The organism is Ochrobactrum sp. A-1 (genome assembly GCF_022488005.1).
In the GTDB taxonomy this organism is placed as follows: Bacteria; Pseudomonadota; Alphaproteobacteria; order Rhizobiales; family Rhizobiaceae; genus Brucella.
In genome coordinates, this window is record NZ_JAKVQC010000004.1 from 1563523 (window position 1) to 1582053 (window position 18531).

Consider the following 18531-nt stretch of genomic DNA (forward strand, 5'->3'; position numbering starts at 1 on the left):
ATGAGCCCGTTCGAAGTTCGTCAGGGAACCTCGCCCGTCATTCTGGGCCTTCCACACACCGGAACCGATGTGCCGCAGGATATTTTTGCGCGGCTCAACGACAATGGCAAAATTCTTGCCGACACCGACTGGCATATTCACAGGCTTTATGACGGTCTCATCGACGGCGCGACCATGGTGCGCGCCACCTTCCACCGCTATTGCATCGACGCCAATCGCGACCCGGAAGGTGTGAGCCTCTATCCGGGGCAGAACACCACCACGCTGATCCCGGAAACCGACTTTGACGGGCTGTCGATCTGGAAGGATGGAGAGGCACCGACCGAAGCCGACATTGCCGACCGCATCGTGCGCTTCCACAAACCCTATCACGAGGCGCTTGCCGCCGAGATCGAACGGGTAAAGGCAATCCATGGGGTCGCCATCCTTTATGACTGCCATTCGATCCGCTCGCATATCCCGTTCCTGTTCGAAGGCAAATTGCCCGATTTCAACATCGGCACGGATATGGGCAAGACCTGCAATCCGAAGGTCGAGGCAGCCGTTGTCGACGTGACGGGCGGGGCACAAGGTTACACGTCGACCCTCAATGGCCGTTTCAAAGGTGGCTGGACGACGCGCCATTACGGCAAGCCGGAAACCGGCGTGCACGCGATCCAGATGGAGCTTGCGCAATCAACCCATCTTGCGACCGAAGCCGTGCCTTTTGCCTATGACGAAGCCAAGGCGGGCAAACTTCGCGTCCATCTCAAAAACCTTTTGCAGCGGCTGGAAACGATTGCCGCCGACCTGAAATCCTGAGGAGGAAACCATGTCGAACCCACGCCACAATGAGCGCGAAGTCCGAGCGCCGCGCGGAGACGAACTCAACGCCAAGAGCTGGCTCACCGAAGCGCCGCTGCGTATGTTGATGAACAATCTCGACCCCGATGTGGCCGAGCGTCCGCATGAGCTGGTGGTCTATGGCGGCATCGGTCGCGCAGCCCGCACATGGGACGATTTCGACCGTATCGTCGCCACCCTCAAGACACTCAACGAGGATGAAACCCTGCTGGTGCAGTCGGGCAAGCCGGTCGGCGTTTTCCGCACCCATAAGGATGCGCCGCGTGTTCTGATCGCCAATTCCAACCTCGTACCGCATTGGGCAACCTGGGATCATTTCAACGAACTGGATAAGAAGGGTCTCGCCATGTATGGCCAGATGACCGCAGGTTCGTGGATCTATATCGGCGCACAGGGCATCGTTCAGGGCACATACGAAACCTTCGTGGAAGCCGGTCGCCAGCATTATGATGGCAACCTCAAAGGCAAATGGATCCTGACCGGCGGTCTCGGTGGCATGGGCGGCGCACAGCCTCTGGCAGCCGTTATGGCAGGCGCTTGCTGCCTTGCGGTCGAATGCGACGAAACCCGCGCTGATTTCCGCTTGCGCACCCGTTATGTCGATGAAAAGACCCACAGCCTCGACGAAGCGCTGGCCAAGATCGATGCATGGACCAAGGCAGGTGAAGCCAAGTCCATCGCGCTCATCGGAAATGCGGCCGAAATCTATCCGGAACTCGTCAAGCGCGACGTGCGCCCCGACATCGTCACCGACCAGACCTCGGCGCATGATCCGGTGCATGGCTATTTGCCGCTTGGCTGGACCGTCGCCGAATGGCGCGCCAAGCAGGAGAGTGATCCAAAGGTTGTCGAGAAGGCTGCCCGCGCGTCGATGAAGATACAGGTTCAGGCCATGCTCGATTTCTGGAGTGCAGGCATTCCAACAGTCGATTACGGCAACAACATCCGTCAGATAGCGCTGGAAGAAGGTCTGGAAAACGCTTTCGATTTTCCTGGTTTCGTACCTGCCTATATCCGCCCGCTGTTCTGCCGCGGCATCGGCCCGTTCCGTTGGGCCGCTCTCTCCGGCGATCCCGAAGATATTGCAAAGACCGACGCCAAGGTGAAGGAGCTGCTGCCCGACAACAAGCATCTGCACAACTGGCTCGACATGGCGAAAGAACGCATTGCGTTTCAGGGCCTGCCTGCACGTATCTGCTGGGTCGGCCTCGGTGACCGTCACCGCCTTGGCCTCGCCTTCAACGAAATGGTCCGCAATGGCGAATTGAAAGCGCCTATCGTGATTGGTCGCGACCATCTCGACAGCGGCTCGGTGGCTTCGCCGAACCGCGAAACGGAAGCCATGAAGGACGGCTCGGATGCCGTGTCCGACTGGCCGCTCCTCAACGCCCTCCTCAACACCGCTGCAGGTGCGACCTGGGTGTCGCTGCATCACGGCGGCGGCGTCGGCATGGGCTTCAGCCAGCATGCGGGCATGGTCATCTGCTGTGACGGCACGGAAGATGCGGATCGCCGTCTGGAGCGCGTCCTGTGGAACGATCCGGCCACCGGCGTGATGCGCCATGCCGATGCGGGCTATGAAGAAGCGCTCGACTGGGCCAAACAGCAGGGCCTGCGCCTCCCAGCGATCCTTGGAAATTGAGGTCGAATGGCTTTCTCTATCCGCAAGGCAGAAAGTCATCGCCGCATGCCGTGGAAAAACGGTGGTGGCGTGACTGTTGAAATTGCAGTCTATCCGGAAGGCACGTCAGTCGATAATTTCGACTGGCGCATTTCCATGGCAACGGTCGCCAGCGACGGTCCGTTCTCCATCTTCCCCGGCATCGATCGCACCTTGTCCGTATTGGAGGGCGACGGCATCGTGCTCGACGTCGAGGAACAGACGAATATCCTCACTCGTGAAAGCGCGCCGTTGTCCTTTGCCGCCGATGCGCACTCCAGCGCACGGCTGATCGGATCCGCCATTACCGATCTCAACGTCATGACCCGACGCGGGCGCTTTATCCATATGGTCCGGCGCCTGCCTGTCGGTGGCACCACGCTCACCCAGGCCGACGGGAATCCGTTACTTCTCTTCTGCGCCGAAGGTCAGGTCGATCTGACATTTGCAGGTAAAACCACAAAACTTGAGCAGCATGATTGCGCAGTCTTCACGAACTGCGACGCCTTGCCTCTTGAACTAAAGGGGAAGGGAACGACTTACCTGATCGCAATTAATCCAGCCTGACCAGTAGCTTATGACTGTTCGGAGGAGATGGGACGGCTCAAATATCCGCGACGAACTCTCTGGACAGACGACACGGTCCTGTTAATTTGGCAGGAATGAAGGGACAAAAAAGTCTCACTATAAAAGGGGTACTACACATGAAGAAATCATTGCTCGCCGGGGCAGCACTAGCAGCATTCGCGTTCACATCGGCTGCGCATGCGGAAACCGCCGTTTCTATCGGCCTGTCCGGCTGGACCGGCTTTGCTCCGCTGACACTTGCGAAAGAAGCCGGTATTTTCAAGAAAAATGGTCTCGACGTGACGCTGACCAAAATCCCGCAGGCAAGCCGTCATCTGGCATTGGCTTCCGGTGATATTCAGTGCGCGGCCACCACCGTTGAAACATGGATCGTCTGGAACGCGGCTGGCGTGAAGACCAAGCAGATTTTCCAGATGGATAAATCTTACGGTGCTGATGGTATCGCGGTCCGCGCCGACGTGAACTCCTTCGCCGATCTGAAAGGCAAGACGGTTGCCGCTTCTGCACCGGGCACATCGCCTTACTTCCTTCTCGCCTTCATGCTCGCCAAAAACGGCATGACCACGAAGGACGTCAAGGTCGTCAATATGGAGCCGGGACCGGCTGCTCAGGCTTTTGTGGCAGGCCAGAACGACGCCGCTATGACCTACGAGCCTTATCTGTCCACCGTGCGCGGAGCACCCGACAAGGGCAAGATTCTCGCCACCACGCTCGATTATCCGGCCGTCATGGATACGGTCGGCTGCACGCCCGATTTCCTGGAAAAGAACCCCGAAGCTGCCAAAGCACTCGCCGACAGTTATTTTGAAGCGCTGCAGCTGATCGCTTCCGACAAGGCCAAATCCTATGAAATCATGGGCAAGGACGTGAAGCAGTCGGGCGAGGATTTCGGCAAATCGGCCGATTATCTTCGCTGGCAGGACAGGGCGGCAAACCAGAAATTCTTCGAAAAGGAATTCAAGGAATTCTCGACCGAAGCCGCCGACCTTCTGCTGCAGGCAGGCGTGATCAAGTCGAAGCCCAATCTCGACGATATCGTGGACACGAGCTTCATCAAGTAACATCGTTTCATGCGCCAGCCCGGACCAAGCGTCCGGGCTTCCTCATTTTCCGCCTGTCGAGTGCGGCAGATACACGATCAAACGGAAAAATATATGCAGCCCTTGCAGCCGATAGGCAGTCAGCCCCGGATATTACTGGGTATTCTATTCTTCATTCTCTTCTTTGTGTTCTGGGGTATCGCCACTCTGGGCGGCTTCGTTTCCCCGACTTTTCTTGCAGATCCCATCACCATGGTGAAGGACGGCTGGGACCTTATTGCCAATCAGGGTTTCCTCAACGATATCGGCATGACGGTCTGGCGTGTGCTGGGCGGCTTCGTGCTGGCAAGCATCGTTGCCATTCCGCTCGGGATCGCCATGGGCGCCTACAAGCCCATCGAGGCCCTGCTGGAGCCCTTCGTATCCTTCGCCCGCTATCTCCCGGCTTCAGCCTTCGTGCCACTGCTGATCCTGTGGGCAGGCATTGGCGAAACCCAGAAACTGCTGGTTATCTTCATCGGTGCAGTGTTCCAGATCATCCTCATGATCGCCGTGACCGTCTCCAATACACGACGCGATCTTGTCGAAGCCGCCTATACGCTCGGCGCATCGAACAGCGGCATCATTCGCCGTGTCCTCATGCCTGCCAGTGCTCCGGATATAGCCGAAACGCTGCGCCTCGTGCTCGGATGGGCCTGGACCTACGTGATCGTGGCCGAACTCATCGGCGCCTCGTCCGGCATCGGTTACATGATTATCAACAGCCAGGCGCTAATGGCCACCGGCCAGATCATTTTCGGTATCATCGTCATCGGCGTCATTGGCCTGATCTCCGACCTTGCCTTCAAATATTTCAACCGCTGGCTCTTCGCATGGAGGTTCGCATAATGGTTACGAAAGGCGACCAGGAACTTGTCATCAAGGGCGTGAGCCGCACCTTTCCGGGGGTTCATGGCGGCAAGCCGACACTGGCATTACAGCCGACCGATCTCGTCATCCCGAAAAATGATTTCGTGACCGTCCTCGGCCCTTCGGGCTGCGGTAAGTCCACGCTCCTTCGCATCATCGCCGGTCTCGACAAACCGACCACCGGCACAGTGACGCTGGAAGGTAAACCCGTAACCGACCCCGGCGCCGATCGCGGCATGGTGTTTCAATCCTACACGCTGTTTCCGTGGCTCACGATCCGTCAGAATGTCGGCTTCGGGCTTCGTGAAAAAGGCGTGCCGGAAAAACAAGCGCGCGAAATCGTGGACAGCTATATCGACAAGGTCGGGCTGCGTGGTTTTGAAGATCACTGGCCGAAGCAGCTTTCGGGCGGCATGCAACAGCGCACGGCGATTGCCCGCGCACTTGCCAACGATCCAAAAATCCTGCTTCTCGACGAGCCGTTCGGCGCACTCGACAACCAGACCCGCGGGCTGATGCAGGAACTTCTGCTCGGCATTTGGGAGCGGGAGCACAAGACAGTGATCTTCGTCACCCACGACATCGAGGAAGCCATCTTCATGGCGACCCGCGTGGTTACGATGACCGCTCGTCCGGGCAAGATCAAATCGATCACCCCGGTCGATATCGCCCATCCGCGCACCTACCACGTCAAGGCAAGCCCGGAGTTTTCCGAACTACGCCTGAAGTTGACGGAAGAAATCCGCAGCGAAGCCATCGCCGCTGCAAAGCAGGCCGCCTGAAAATAGCTGTTTCCCATTGCAGCCGAGTGACCTATGAAAAGACTGCGACTTGATCGCAGTCTTTTCGTTTCAGGACACATTCCATCATGGCCGTTTCAGCAGAAGAACTCGAAAACCGCATCGTCTATGTCAACGGCGAATATGTCACCGCCCGCGACGCGCGCATTTCCATCTTTGACCGTGGCTTCCTGTTCGGCGACGGCATCTACGAAGTGACAGCCGTTCTGGAAGGCAAGCTCATCGACAGCGAGCCGCATATGCGACGCCTGCGCCGCTCGACCGGCGAGATCGGCATTCCGATGCCAATGAATGAAGATGAGATCGTGGCTATCGAACGCGAACTGGTGCGCCGCAACAACCTGACCGAAGGTCTGGTCTATCTACAGGTAACGCGCGGCGACGGACGCGATCGCGATTTCGTACCTGCAAAGGGTATGAAGCCATCAGTCGTCCTGTTCACACAGGAAGCCAATCTGCTCGACAAGCCTGCACTGAAAACCGGTGCACGCGTGCTTTCGCTGGAAGACCTGCGCTGGAAACGCCGTGACATCAAGACGGTCTGTCTGTTGCCGCAAGCGCTCGCCAAGGAAATCGCCAAGAACGCGGGGTGCGATGAAGCGTGGATGATCGAAGACGGTTATGTGACCGAAGGCGCATCGTCCACTGCCTATATCGTGACCAATGATGATGTCGTCGTCACACGGCCTAACAGCAATTCCATCCTGCCCGGCTGCACGCGGCTTTCGCTTCTGCAACTGATCGCCGAGACCGGCATGAAGCTGGAAGAGCGGCTCTTCACCATCGATGAAGCCTATGCAGCAAAGGAAGCCTTCCTCACCAGCGCGGGCACTTTCGTCACGCCGATCACCGTCATAGACGAGAAGACCATCGGCACGGGCAAGCCCGGCCCCATCGCCCAGCGCCTGCGCGAGATTTATCTCGATCACGCGCGCCGCACAGCGATCTGAATAACAAATACGTCAGAACCCGGTGCCGCCATTCCGCCGCTCCGGGTTCCTTGTTTTCGCGCTCAATCCGATCCGGAAACTGGCTGAGCCTAAAATTAATAAGTTAGGGCCACACGTCCATTTGGACGCATGGCAGCCTCATGATTAGTGCCCACGATTAGTGGTTATCTCGCGGCAGGCCGCGAGTATGGGCGATGTCCTGATACTTGACCGCATTTTCAAGAACCGCGCCGGTTTCCATCTGACCGACAACCGCGCGCTGAATTTCCTGCCACGGCGTCTGACTTTCCGGATACTTGTAGCCGCCAGTAGCTTCCAGCGCCTTGCGACGTTCAGCCAGTTCCTCATCCGAAATCAGGATATCTGCCGTGCCGCGACCGAGATCGATGCGCACGCGGTCACCCGTCTTCAGAATGGCCAGTCCACCGCCTGCGGCAGCTTCCGGGGAAGCATTGAGGATCGACGGTGAACCCGACGTGCCCGACTGGCGACCGTCGCCGATGCATGGCAGCGAAGTAATGCCCTTCTTCAAAAGATAATCCGGTGCGCGCATATTGACGACTTCCGCTGCACCCGGATAGCCGATCGGGCCCGCACCACGCATGAACAGCACCGTATTTTCGTCGATTCCCAGCGACGGATCGTCGATGCGGTGATGATAATCTTCCGGCCCGTCGAACACGACCGCCTTGCCTTCAAAAGCGTTCGGGTCCTTGTCATCGGACAGGTAGCGGTTGCGGAACTCGTCCGAAATGACGCTCAGTTTCATGATCGCCGACGAGAACAGATTACCGCGCAGCACGCGGAAACCGGCATGCTTCTTCAGCGGCTGGTCGTATGTCTTGATAACATTGCTGTCTTCGATGGTTGCAGTCTTGCAGTTCTCACCAATGGTCTTGCCGTTGACAGTCAGCGCATCCTCATTGATGAGGCCCTGCCCCATCAGCTGGTTGACGACGGCCGGTACACCACCCGCGTGATAATAGTCCTCACCGAGATATTCACCGGCAGGCTGCAGGTTGACCAGAAGCGGAATTTCCTCGCCATATTTCTGCCAGTCATCGACCGTCAGTTCCACGCCGACATGGCGGGCGAGCGCGTTCAGATGGATTGGCGCATTGGTCGAGCCGCCAATAGCGGAATTGACGCGAATGGCATTGACGAAGGCATCCTTGGTCAGAATGTCCGACGGCTTCAAATCCTCATGCACCATCTCAACGATGCGGCGTCCGGTGAGATATGCCACTTCCTGACGGTCACGGTAGGGTGCCGGAATGGCGGCGGAACCGGGAAGCTGCATGCCGAGCGCTTCGGCGAGCGAATTCATCGTCGTGGCCGTGCCCATCGTGTTGCAATAGCCAGTAGACGGTGCCGAGGAAGCAACGAGCTTAACGAAGCCCTGATAGTCGATTTCGCCCTTGGCAAGCAGCTCGCGCGCCTTCCAGACGATGGTGCCCGAACCGGTGCGTTCGCCACGGAACCAGCCATTGAGCATCGGACCCACCGACAGCGCAATCGCCGGAATATTGACGGTGGCCGCCGCCATCAGGCAGGCAGGCGTGGTCTTGTCGCAGCCAATAGTCAGCACGACGCCATCGAGCGGGTAGCCGTAAAGCACTTCCACGAGGCCGAGATAGGCAAGGTTGCGGTCCAGACCTGCGGTCGGGCGCTTGCCGGTTTCCTGAATAGGATGAACCGGAAATTCGATAACAATACCGCCCGCCTCACGAACGCCCTCGCGGACGCGCTTGGCCAGTTCCAGATGATGACGGTTGCAGGGTGAGAGGTCGGAACCCGTTTGCGCAATGCCGATGATCGGACGACCGGACTGCAGCTCTTCCTGGCTCAGGCCATAGTTCATGTAACGCTCCAGATAGAGCGCCGTCATATCGACATTATCAGGATTGTCGAACCAGGCGCGCGAGCGGAGCTTTGGCGTTTTCGGAGAGACGGGCTTGTTCATTTCACTGTCCTGCGTGGGTAAGAGACCAGACAACGGTCTCGATTCCTTCGACGCCGATCCTTAAAATCAGATCGACATTCCAAATGTTTGGCTCATCGCGCATCTTGTCCGAAAACCGTTTCACACTTTTCGGGATGCGCTTTAATCTTCAAATGCTTCGACGACATGCCGCTTTCCGAACAGGAACGCATCGGCCACATGAGTCAGGGGAGCGAGATCGACATCCGAACGCCCCTCACCGATCAATTGCACAAAATGCTTGTAAAGGCGCTGATATTCGCGGTCCGGCTCAGCCATTTTTTCATCGCCAGCAATAGTCAGGCGACTGCCGCCATGGCTGAGCAGAAGCGTGCCCTTGTCGGTTTCGACGCGAATATCCCAGGTCTGCGGGCCAGTCTGGCGCCAATCCAGCTCAAACGAAACCGGGATGCCGCTTTCCGTCTGGAACTGAAGGTCAGCCGCAATCGGCGCTGCGCGATTTTCCGGGAAATAGAGGTCGGACTGCGTCAGGAAAAAGCGTTCCGGCAGAATATGCGTCACGATGGACAGCGCATTGATGCCCGGATCGAATACACCGAGCCCGCCCGGCTCCCAGATCCATTGCTGGCCGGGATGCCAATGGCGCACGTCTTCCTTCCACGCAACGGCAACCGAACGGATCACCGCGTCTTTCAGAAACTCGCGCGCCGGTTCCACCGCCGCAGCTTCACGCGAATGCCAGGTGGCGTAAAGCGTCAGACCTTCCGCCTTGGCCAGACGGTCCAGCGCCTGCACCTCGGAAATGGTCGCACCGGGCGGCTTTTCCAGCATCACATGCTTGCGCGCTTTCAAAGCGGCATAGGCCTGCGCAAAGCGCCCCTGCGGCGGGGTGCACAGCGATACGGCGTCGATGGCCACACCGGATGCCAACAGCTGGTCGATATCCGTAAAAGACGGCACACTATCCAGACCGGCATTGCGGCTGGCGACAGCGGCCAGCGCGATACCGTCCACCGCCTCGATGGACGGTAGATGCTGGTCGCGCGCGATCTTGCCAAGACCGACAATTGCTAATGCGATGTTGGACGAAGCTGTCATCTTGCTACTCACAATGCACTGACGGCGACTTTCTCTGCCGCAGCCTGTGCCTTTGTCGCCTCAGCGAGCGTGTTGACCAGCGGATAGCGGAATGGCTTGGCGGAAATCTCGAACCGGTCGCCAGCTTCCGTCTTCACACCCTCCGAAAACGACAAGGTTGCCGTGCCAAAGAAGTGGACATGAATATCGCCCGGACGGCGGAACAGCTCATATTTGAAATGATGATATTCCAGATTGGCGATTGTGTGCGACATGTTCGCTTCGCCCGACAGGAACGGCTTTTCAAAGATTATCTCATCGCCGCGACGAATACGCGAAACGCCTTCCACATGGTCCGGCAACGCGCCGACATAGAGTTCCGGCCCCAACGCGGCCTGGCGCAACTTGGAATGGGCGAGCCAGAGATAGTTCTGCTTTTCGGTCACGTGGTCGGAGAACTCATTGGCAAGGCAGAAACCAAGCCGGAACGGCGTACCGTCCGGGCCAATCAGGTAAATGCCGGCCAGTTCCGGCTCTTCACCGCCATCTTCGGCAAAGGAAGGCGAAACCAGTTCACCGCCGGTCGCGACCAGCGCCGAACCGTCACCCTTGTAGAACCATTCCGGCTGCACACCGGTCTGGCCCGGCTTCGGCTTGCCGCCCTCGACGCCCATCAGGAACATGCGCATGGAATCGGTCGGCTTTTCGGCGGCTTGCGCGGCCTTGTGCATCTTGTCGCGACCGTCAGCTGAACCCAGATGCGTCAAGCCTGTACCGGCAACAATCAGATGCGCCGGATCGGCATGGGTAATCGGCAAGCCGACGCGGCCCGCAGCCAGAGCGGCCTCGATATCTACAGCATCGCCATTACCGCTGCGTACTACCTGTTCTTCAAGGCTGATACCCGCTGCAATTGCCGCCGAGGCCAGCTCATAGGTCGTTGCCACGCCCTTGACGACATGCGCCGCTCCCTCGTCATTGCAGGCAGCCACACGCATTTCTCCGCTTTCATCGCGGAACTGGACCAGACGTAACATCAAACCTCCCATTTTCCGCATACCCACTGCGGAATTCACCCCGACCGATTGAAAAACGCCATAAGGCGCCATTTTACGGTTCGGGTTATTAATATGACTATTTTGCCGCAACCCGCTTTGTCAAGCGAGCTGCCGCCCCCATTGGGGCAGTTCGCAAAGACCACAGAGACAAAGCGAATACAAGCCTTTGTTTTACATTTATAAATGTGACTATTGCGCGTTTGTCGCACCGACATTTCATCAGGAAGCACCGAAAGACGCTTGCCATAAAGTAATATTATATGCTTCATAAATGACGAGGCCGGGAGGGCCTTAATGGGAGGAACCACCATGAAACGCAGTTTGACGGCCCTGACGGCCGCACTATCGCTTGCCCTGATTTCCAGCGCGTCCGCCGCATCGCTGACGGTCGGCTTTTCACAGATTGGCTCGGAATCAGGCTGGCGTGCCGCAGAAACGGCCCTGACCAAGCAGGAAGCTGAAAAGCGCGGCTATACGCTCAAATTCGCCGACGCCCAGCAGAAGCAGGAAAACCAGATTAAGGCCGTGCGTGGCTTCATCGCGCAGGGTGTGGATGCGATCCTGATCGCGCCTGTTGTCTCCACCGGCTGGGATGCCGTCCTCAAGGAAGCCAAGGAAGCTGAAATTCCGGTTGTCCTGCTCGACCGTCAGATCGATTCACCGGAAGATCTTTACCTAACCGCCGTTACCTCCGATCAGGTCCACGAAGGCAAGGTCGCCGGTGACTGGCTGGTGAAGGATGTGGGCGACAAGCCGTGCAATGTCGTCGAGCTGCAGGGCACCACCGGCTCCTCGCCAGCGATCAACCGCAAGAAGGGCTTCGAGGAAGCGATCAAGGGACACGACAACATCAAGATTTCCCGCTCGCAGACCGGTGACTTCACCCGCACCAAGGGCAAGGAAGTCATGGAAAGCTTCATCAAGGCCGAAGGTGGCGGCAAGAATATCTGCGCCGTCTATGCCCACAATGACGACATGGCCGTCGGCGCCATTCAGGCCATCAAGGAAGCTGGTTTGAAGCCGGGCACCGAGATCAAGATCGTATCGATCGACTCCGTGCCGGACATCTTCCAGGCCATGGCCAATGGCGAAGCCAACGCGACCGTCGAGTTGACGCCGAACATGGCAGGCCCGGCATTCGACGCGATTGAAGCCTTCAAGGACAAAGGCACTGTTCCGCCGAAGTGGATCCAGACGGAATCGAAGCTCTACACGCAGGCTGACGATCCGAAGGCCGTCTATGAAGCCAAGAAGGGTCTCGGCTACTGATCCTCTCGTCCTCGGGCCGCGGCTATCGCGGCCCGGAATGACCTTTGCAAAATGCAATGGAAGACTGCCATGGCTGCAAAAGACGCTCCATCGGCGGCCGCAATGCCGCTTCTTGAAGCCCGCTCGATCACCAAATCCTTTCTGGGCGTGACCGCGCTCGACCATGTCGATTTCACGCTCAACCGGGGTGAAATCCATGCATTGCTCGGCGAAAACGGTGCGGGCAAATCCACGCTCATCAAGATATTGACCGGCGCCTATCACGGCTTCGACGGGGCGATCCTGCTTGAGGGCCAGCCGATCGCGCCCGCCTCTGTGGCGGAAGCGCAGACGCTCGGCATCGGCACGGTCTATCAGGAAGTCAACCTGCTCGAAAATCTGACGGTCGCCGAAAACCTGTTTCTGGGGCGCCAGCCGAAACGTTTCGGGCTGGTTGACCGGGGCCGGATGGAAAAAGATGCAGCGAAACTCCTTTCCCGCTACGGCCTTACCATCGATGTCGCCGCGCCTCTGTCCGCCTATTCGGTCGCCATCCGCCAGATCATCGCGATTGCGCGCGCCGTCGATCTTTCCGGCAAGGTGCTGGTTCTCGATGAACCAACCGCCAGCCTCGATGCCCGCGAAGTCGAGATGCTGTTCGGCGTGCTACGCCAGCTGAAGGCCGAAGGCCTCGGCATCGTCGTCATCACCCATTTTCTGGATCAGGTCTATGCCATCGCTGATTGTGCCACCGTGCTGCGCAACGGACGGTTGGTCGGCAGCCGCAACCTGTCGGAACTGCCGCGCACCGATCTGATTTCCATGATGCTCGGCCACCAGTTGCAGGAAACCGTGCGCCGCCAGCTCACCGAGGAAGTAAGTCGCGATACAGTGGCCCCGATCCGCTTTGCAGGCTTCGGCAAGAAGGGTAGCGTGGCGCCATTTGATCTCTCGATCAAGCCAGGAGAAGCCGTCGGCATTGCCGGGCTGCTCGGTTCCGGCCGCACCGAAACTGCTCTTTTGATGTTCGGTGTCGATCAGACCGATAGCGGCACCTTGACCGTCGACGGAAAGGAAACCAGACTTCCCTCGCCCGTCGCCGCCATTTCGGAGCGCTTCGCTTTCTGCCCGGAAGAGCGCAAGACCGACGGCATCATCGGTGATTTCTCGATGGCAGAAAACATTGCGCTCGCCGTTCAGGCGAAGCGCGGCTGGTCCAGACCCATTTCCTCGCGCGAAAAGACGGCGCTTGCCCAACGCTACATCAAGGCGCTGGATATTCGTCCGCCCGATCCTGACAAGCCGATCAAATTCCTGTCCGGCGGCAACCAGCAGAAGGCCATTCTGGCCCGCTGGCTCGCCACCGATCCTCGCCTGCTGATCCTCGACGAGCCGACGCGCGGTATCGACATCGGCGCTCATGCTGAAATCCTCAAGCTCATCGGAGAGCTTTGCGCCGATGGCATGTCGCTGGTTATCATCTCATCCGAATTCGAGGAGCTTGCCGCCGTTGCCAATCGCGTCATCGTCCTATCCGATCGACGCCATGTGGCGGAACTGAAGGGCGAGGAAATCACTGCCGACAATATCGTGCGTGCAATCGCTGAGACCGGAAGTGAAAAGGAAGCTGCAGAATGATTGCCCGCATGACCAGAAAACTCAAAAGACTTAGCCCCCAACTGGCTGCCCTTGTGCTCATTCTGGTGGCAAACACTATCATCGCGCCGGGCTTTCTCGACATCTCGTTCCAAAACGGACGGCTCTATGGCAGCCTGATCGATATTCTGGTGCGCGCCGCACCCGTTGCTATTCTGGCCGTTGGCATGACGCTGGTAATCGCAACGCGCGGCATCGATTTGTCGGTCGGTGCGGTCATGGCAATCAGCGGCGCTTTTGCCGCGTCACTCATCGTTGCAGGCTATCCGCTTGCAATTGTGATTCCGGCAGCGCTTGGCGTTGGCCTTTTGTGTGGCTTGTGGAACGGCTTTCTGGTTGCAGTCTTCGATATTCAGCCGATCATCGCGACGCTTATCCTGATGGTGGCAGGTCGCGGCATCGCACAGCTTATCACCGAAGGCGCGATCCTGACTTTCAACAATGATTCCTTTGCAGCGCTTGGCTCCGGCGCATTTCTCGGCATACCCATCCCCGTGCTGATCTGGATTTTCGCCGGGCTGGTAGTCGGTATCGCGGTGCGTTCCAGCGCTCTCGGCTTTCTGATTGAAGCAACCGGCATCAATCGGCGCGCCGCCATGCTGGCGGGCGTCAAGGCGAGGTTCCTGCTGTTCAGCGTCTATGCGGTTTCTGGCGTCGGCGCTGCCCTTGCGGGGCTGATTGCGGCGGCGGATATTCGCGGCGCGGATGCCAACAATGCCGGGCTGTGGCTTGAACTCGACGCCATTCTGGCCGTCGTCATCGGCGGCACCTCACTTAATGGCGGGCGCTTCTCGATCATGGCCTCGCTTCTCGGTGCGCTCATCATCCAGTCGATCAACACAGGCATCCTGATGGCGGGCTTTCCGCCGGAATTCAACCTCATCATCAAGGCCGTCATCATCGTGATCGTGCTCACCTTCCAGTCACCGGCCATTGTGCAGCTCATTACCTTCCTGCGCTCAGAGCGCAAGGGCAATGGAGCCAATCCGGTTCACCAGAGCCAGCAGGGAGCACGGCAATGAAAGCACTGCGCAATCTGCCTTTTCTGACCACGGTTGCAATCTTTTTGCTCGCCTATGTGATCTGCATCATCCAGTTTCCGAATATGTTGTCGACGCGGGTGATCGGCAATCTTCTGACCGACAATGCCTTTCTCGGTATTGCCGCCGTCGGCATGACATTCGTGATCCTCTCCGGCGGCATCGATCTGTCGGTCGGTTCGGTCATCGCCTTTACCAGCGTCTTCGTTGCCGTGCTCGTCGGGCAGTTCGGCGTCCATCCGCTTGTGGCTTTCGCGCTCATTCTGGTGATCGCGGCATTGTTCGGGGCGTGGATGGGCATGATGATCCATTTCTTGCGGATTCCACCCTTCGTGGCAACGCTTGCGGGCATGTTTCTGGCGCGCGGCGCGGCCTTCCTCATCTCGACGCAATCCGTGCCCATCGCGCATCCTTTCCTCGATACGTTGCAGGGGCTTTATTTTCGACTTCCGGGTGGTGGCAGGCTGACATTCATCGCCATGGTCATGCTGGCAGTCTTCATCGTCGGCGGCATCCTCGCCCATCGCACGCGCTTCGGTGCCAATATCTATGCGCTGGGCGGCAACCAGCAGTCGGCTGAGCTGATGGGCGTTCCGATTGCCCGCACCACAATCGGCATCTATACGATGTCGGGTATCCTTTCCGGCCTCGCCGGGATCGTCTATACGCTTTATACCTCGTCCGGCTATTCGCTGGCGACGGTGGGGGTTGAACTGGACGCCATCGCATCGGTGGTGATCGGCGGGACCTTGCTGACAGGCGGTGCCGGCCTTGTGGCCGGAACATTTGTCGGCATTCTGATACAGGGGCTGATCCAGACCTACATTGTTTTCGACGGCACGCTGTCTTCCTGGTGGACCAAAATAGCAATCGGTATATTGCTGTTCCTGTTCATTGCTCTGCAACGAGGGCTTGTATGGTTCTCCGATCTAAGACTGGCGCGGCAACGCATGAAGGAGGCCTGAATTGGGATTGCTGGAAACGGCCATAACCGGACGCAAGCGCCATAACAGCCACGCAGTCGTAGTGGGCGAGTTGGGCCGTGGCATCGTCGCGGGCACCATTCCCGAAGGGTCCATTCTTCCCGGCGATCATGAGTTATCGCTGCGCTTCGGCGTATCCCGCACGGTTCTGCGCGAGGCAATGAAAACCCTTGCCGCCAAGCGCCTCATCGAACCCAAGGCCAAGGTCGGCACGCGCGTTCTGGGCCATGCCAGCTGGAACTTCTTCGATCCCGACGTGCTGACATGGCGGTTCGAGGCGGGCTTCGATGAAGTCTTCGTGGACCATCTGGCCGAAATGCGCATGGCGCTGGAACCGGCAGCCGCAGCCGCAGCCGCAGAGCGCGCTTCCAGCGACGAAATTGTCGAGCTTTACGCGCTCGCCGCCAAGTTCGACGATCCGAACCACACGCCGGAATCCATTGCCAAGGTCGATCTGGAATTCCATCTTGCCGTTGCCCGCATGTCCGGCAACCCGTTCATGCGTTCGGTGAGCGGCTTGATCGAAGCCGCGCTCGCAGTCTCGTTTCAGTTGTCTTCACCGGCAACTTCGCGGGAGGGCATTACCGAATGCGCGGCCAATCACCTGCGTATCGCACATGCCATTGCATCGCGTGATCCCACAAAGGCGCGTCTGGCCATGGAAAACGTCATCAAAGTCGGCGTCGAACGCATCCGGGATGTGATCTGAAGGTTACGATACCTTCAGATCAAACCGCGGCTCGCCGCGCAGCGTATTGCTGACGGTGCAGATTTCCTCGGCCATTTCGGCAAGGCGATGTTTTTCGTCGTCGGTCAAATCACCGTCGAAGTGAAAGGTAATGTTGAACCGTTCGATACGCGACGGCCCTTCATGCGCCTTGTCGCCCTTCACTTCCACCCGCACATTGGTCAGCTTTTCCTTCAGTTCGAGTTTGGTCGCGGCAATGCGCGCGCTCAACGCCATACAGGCCGCAACTGACGAATAGATAAGGTCGAGCGGGTTGAAGCCTGCCTGACTGACACTGGTGACGATTTCAACCACGCCGCCGGTCGGCGTGGTGATGACAGGCAGTTTTCCCTGCGGCAGTTCAGCGACGGCGCCCGTCTCGCGGGTTCTGACTTTCAGTTCGCTCATTCCTGAATTCTCCTGTAGTCCACATGCCGTGCCAGCCAGCAGCCGACGGTCATCCCTGTTATCTCGCCTTTGGCATCCCGATGGAAGACAAGTTTCCATTCGCCCGGTGACGGTGCATCCATCGAGCGCTGCACCGGCAAAAGCCACACATCCGGTCCCGTCTCATAGAGCGAATACATATCGCTCTTGCCGAGAAATCCTTCAAAAGCTCCGTAGAAAGCACCGCCCTCATTGACGATCAAAAGATCGGCCTCAAGTTCGTCGCTGCGATAACGCCCCGCAATATCCTGCTTCGCCGCACCTTTCAGGCGCTGCATCGTCAGGCTCAGATTTTCATCTTCGCGCGCCAGATGGATCGTATCACCATCGCGGCGGATTGTGGTCATCGAGGAACGCGCTTCGTTCTCGCTCACCACGTCCATCATTTCCGGACCAGTGCCGAAACGCGCTTTCATGCATCCACGTCCCGCATCTTCGAGGCTCAGCACAAGACCTGTTTCACGATCGAGCCATGAACCGAACCATGCGGCATCGGCTTCGACCCTGACCGTTTCCGATGTGGAAACGCCAAGCGCAATATTCATCAGCTTGAAGGCAACGTCGGACGCGCCGCCTTCAAAATTGAACATAACGATTGTCGAGAGGCGCTCGTCCGCGCAATGCCAGCGCTGGCAGCGCCAGCCGCGCAGAGCGCCGCCGTGGCCGGTCAGCCGCTTGCCTCCCGTTTCCTCGAATTTGAGGCCAAGACCGTAAGGCGCTGATGCACCATCGCGGAAAGTCTGCGGTCCGCTCAGGCGACGATAGATTCCATTTTCGTCGTCGCGGGTCGCATCGATGAACTGCTCCCAGGCAATCATGTCGTCCAGCGACGCGCAGATGCCGGCATCTCCCATCCAGTGGAGGCGATTGACGGCAGGCAGGAAGCCGCGCACCGTGTCACCCTCATAGCCGGTGCATTCGCTGAACAGAGCCGTATCGGGAATAAGCTCTGCGGTCTTCATACCAGCAGGCTGGAAAATGCGCTCCGACAGGAGTTCGACCAGCGACCGGCCCGTATGCTGCTCGATTAGATCAGCCAGAATGCGGAAATTGCCGTTGCAATAGGAATAATGCGTTCCCGGTGCAAAATGCGTGGTCTTCAGGCGGCGCAGCAGGCTTTGCGCCTGTTCGGGCAGAAAAATGCCTTCCGGATCGGCCCCGCACAGAACCGTCAGCGCCCAGTAGTCACGCAAGCCCGACTGGTTGTTGCATAGATCGCGCACGCTGGGGCGCTTTTCCGCAAATTTGTCGAGATAGGCGGCAAGGGCATCGTCAAGAACTTCCGGCTCGCCGACACTGTCGAGCAGAACGGCGCAGGTGAACTGCTTGCTGACCGAACAGATCGGCATACGCGTTTCGGGCGTCATTGCCTTGCGCGCAGCAAGATCGGCAAAGCCCCATGCATGGCGCAGCACAACCTTGCCGTCTTTCAGCACCGCGACCGCACCGCCCGGTCCCTTGTAATTCTGCGGAATGGTATGAACGAAGGCTTCAAGCGCGGAAAGATCGAATTTTGACATGATGCTCAGGCGACTCAGATGAAAATCAACAGCCGCCACGAGG

At 58.4% G+C, this 18531-nt stretch carries 17 protein-coding genes; 12 read left to right on the forward strand and 5 right to left on the reverse strand.

Annotation, left to right across the window (positions count from 1 at the left end):
* From hutG to MKS82_RS17075, 7 genes are all read left to right on the forward strand, one after another.
* Entirely contained in the window at nucleotides 1-801 is an 801-nt protein-coding gene (gene hutG / locus MKS82_RS17045) for an N-formylglutamate deformylase (RefSeq protein ID WP_109987321.1), read from the forward strand.
* 10 nt (nucleotides 802-811) lie between these two features.
* Nucleotides 812-2485 (forward strand): urocanate hydratase, encoded by a 1674-nt coding sequence (hutU, locus tag MKS82_RS17050; protein WP_109987322.1) that lies wholly within the window; start codon nucleotides 812-814, stop codon nucleotides 2483-2485.
* A gap of 6 nt (nucleotides 2486-2491) precedes the next feature.
* The gene (locus MKS82_RS17055) at nucleotides 2492-3070 is read left to right on the forward strand and encodes a HutD/Ves family protein (protein WP_109987323.1); all 579 of its coding nucleotides are present in this window, start codon (nucleotides 2492-2494) and stop codon (nucleotides 3068-3070) included.
* Nucleotides 3071-3207: 137 nt separating this feature from the next.
* Complete coding sequence (locus tag MKS82_RS17060) at nucleotides 3208-4152, forward strand: ABC transporter substrate-binding protein (protein WP_109987324.1); 945 nt, start codon at nucleotides 3208-3210, stop codon at nucleotides 4150-4152.
* A gap of 93 nt (nucleotides 4153-4245) precedes the next feature.
* Nucleotides 4246-5019, forward strand: a complete 774-nt coding sequence (locus tag MKS82_RS17065) for an ABC transporter permease (protein WP_109987325.1) — start codon at nucleotides 4246-4248, stop codon at nucleotides 5017-5019.
* On the forward strand, nucleotides 5019-5822 hold the full coding sequence (locus MKS82_RS17070) for an ABC transporter ATP-binding protein (protein WP_109987326.1): 804 nt from the start codon (nucleotides 5019-5021) through the stop codon (nucleotides 5820-5822). Before MKS82_RS17065 ends, MKS82_RS17070 begins: the two co-directional genes overlap by 1 nt.
* A gap of 86 nt (nucleotides 5823-5908) precedes the next feature.
* Nucleotides 5909-6790: a D-amino-acid transaminase gene (locus MKS82_RS17075; RefSeq protein ID WP_109987327.1), complete on the forward strand. Its 882-nt coding sequence runs from the start codon at nucleotides 5909-5911 to the stop codon at nucleotides 6788-6790.
* A gap of 157 nt (nucleotides 6791-6947) precedes the next feature.
* Here MKS82_RS17075 and MKS82_RS17080 read toward each other — a convergent pair whose 3' ends face one another.
* The 3 genes from MKS82_RS17080 to araD1 all read right to left on the reverse strand — a co-directional run bounded on the left by MKS82_RS17080 (nucleotide 6948) and on the right by araD1 (nucleotide 10846).
* The gene (locus MKS82_RS17080; RefSeq protein WP_109987328.1) at nucleotides 6948-8753 is read right to left on the reverse strand and encodes an IlvD/Edd family dehydratase; all 1806 of its coding nucleotides are present in this window, start codon (nucleotides 8751-8753) and stop codon (nucleotides 6948-6950) included.
* Nucleotides 8754-8894: 141 nt separating this feature from the next.
* Nucleotides 8895-9830: a Gfo/Idh/MocA family protein gene (locus tag MKS82_RS17085; protein WP_109987329.1), complete on the reverse strand. Its 936-nt coding sequence runs from the start codon at nucleotides 9828-9830 to the stop codon at nucleotides 8895-8897.
* Between the two features lie 8 nt (nucleotides 9831-9838).
* Entirely contained in the window at nucleotides 9839-10846 is a 1008-nt protein-coding gene (gene araD1 / locus MKS82_RS17090; protein ID WP_109987330.1) for an AraD1 family protein, read from the reverse strand.
* A 330-nt stretch (nucleotides 10847-11176) separates the two neighbouring features.
* Here araD1 and ytfQ point away from each other — a divergent pair, with 330 nt between their 5' ends.
* From ytfQ to MKS82_RS17115, 5 genes are all read left to right on the forward strand, one after another.
* Nucleotides 11177-12136: a galactofuranose ABC transporter, galactofuranose-binding protein YtfQ gene (ytfQ, locus tag MKS82_RS17095; RefSeq protein WP_109987331.1), complete on the forward strand. Its 960-nt coding sequence runs from the start codon at nucleotides 11177-11179 to the stop codon at nucleotides 12134-12136.
* Between the two features lie 69 nt (nucleotides 12137-12205).
* On the forward strand, nucleotides 12206-13753 hold the full coding sequence (locus tag MKS82_RS17100) for a sugar ABC transporter ATP-binding protein (protein WP_109987332.1): 1548 nt from the start codon (nucleotides 12206-12208) through the stop codon (nucleotides 13751-13753).
* Nucleotides 13750-14793, forward strand: a complete 1044-nt coding sequence (locus MKS82_RS17105; RefSeq protein WP_109987333.1) for an ABC transporter permease — start codon at nucleotides 13750-13752, stop codon at nucleotides 14791-14793. The genes MKS82_RS17100 and MKS82_RS17105 overlap by 4 nt, the downstream gene beginning before the upstream one ends.
* Nucleotides 14790-15776: a galactofuranose ABC transporter, permease protein YjfF gene (gene yjfF, locus MKS82_RS17110; protein ID WP_109987334.1), complete on the forward strand. Its 987-nt coding sequence runs from the start codon at nucleotides 14790-14792 to the stop codon at nucleotides 15774-15776. Before MKS82_RS17105 ends, yjfF begins: the two co-directional genes overlap by 4 nt.
* 1 nt (nucleotide 15777) lies before the next feature.
* Complete coding sequence (locus MKS82_RS17115; RefSeq protein ID WP_109987335.1) at nucleotides 15778-16503, forward strand: FadR/GntR family transcriptional regulator; 726 nt, start codon at nucleotides 15778-15780, stop codon at nucleotides 16501-16503.
* A gap of 3 nt (nucleotides 16504-16506) precedes the next feature.
* Here the strand turns inward: MKS82_RS17115 and MKS82_RS17120 are convergent, their stop codons facing one another.
* Nucleotides 16507-16929 carry an OsmC family protein gene (locus tag MKS82_RS17120; protein ID WP_109987336.1) on the reverse strand — a complete coding sequence of 141 codons (423 nt, stop codon included), beginning with the start codon at nucleotides 16927-16929 and terminating at the stop codon, nucleotides 16507-16509.
* Nucleotides 16926-18488, reverse strand: a complete 1563-nt coding sequence (locus tag MKS82_RS17125) for a D-aminopeptidase (protein WP_109987374.1) — start codon at nucleotides 18486-18488, stop codon at nucleotides 16926-16928. The genes MKS82_RS17120 and MKS82_RS17125 overlap by 4 nt, the downstream gene beginning before the upstream one ends.
* Nucleotides 18489-18531: the final 43 nt, after the last annotated feature.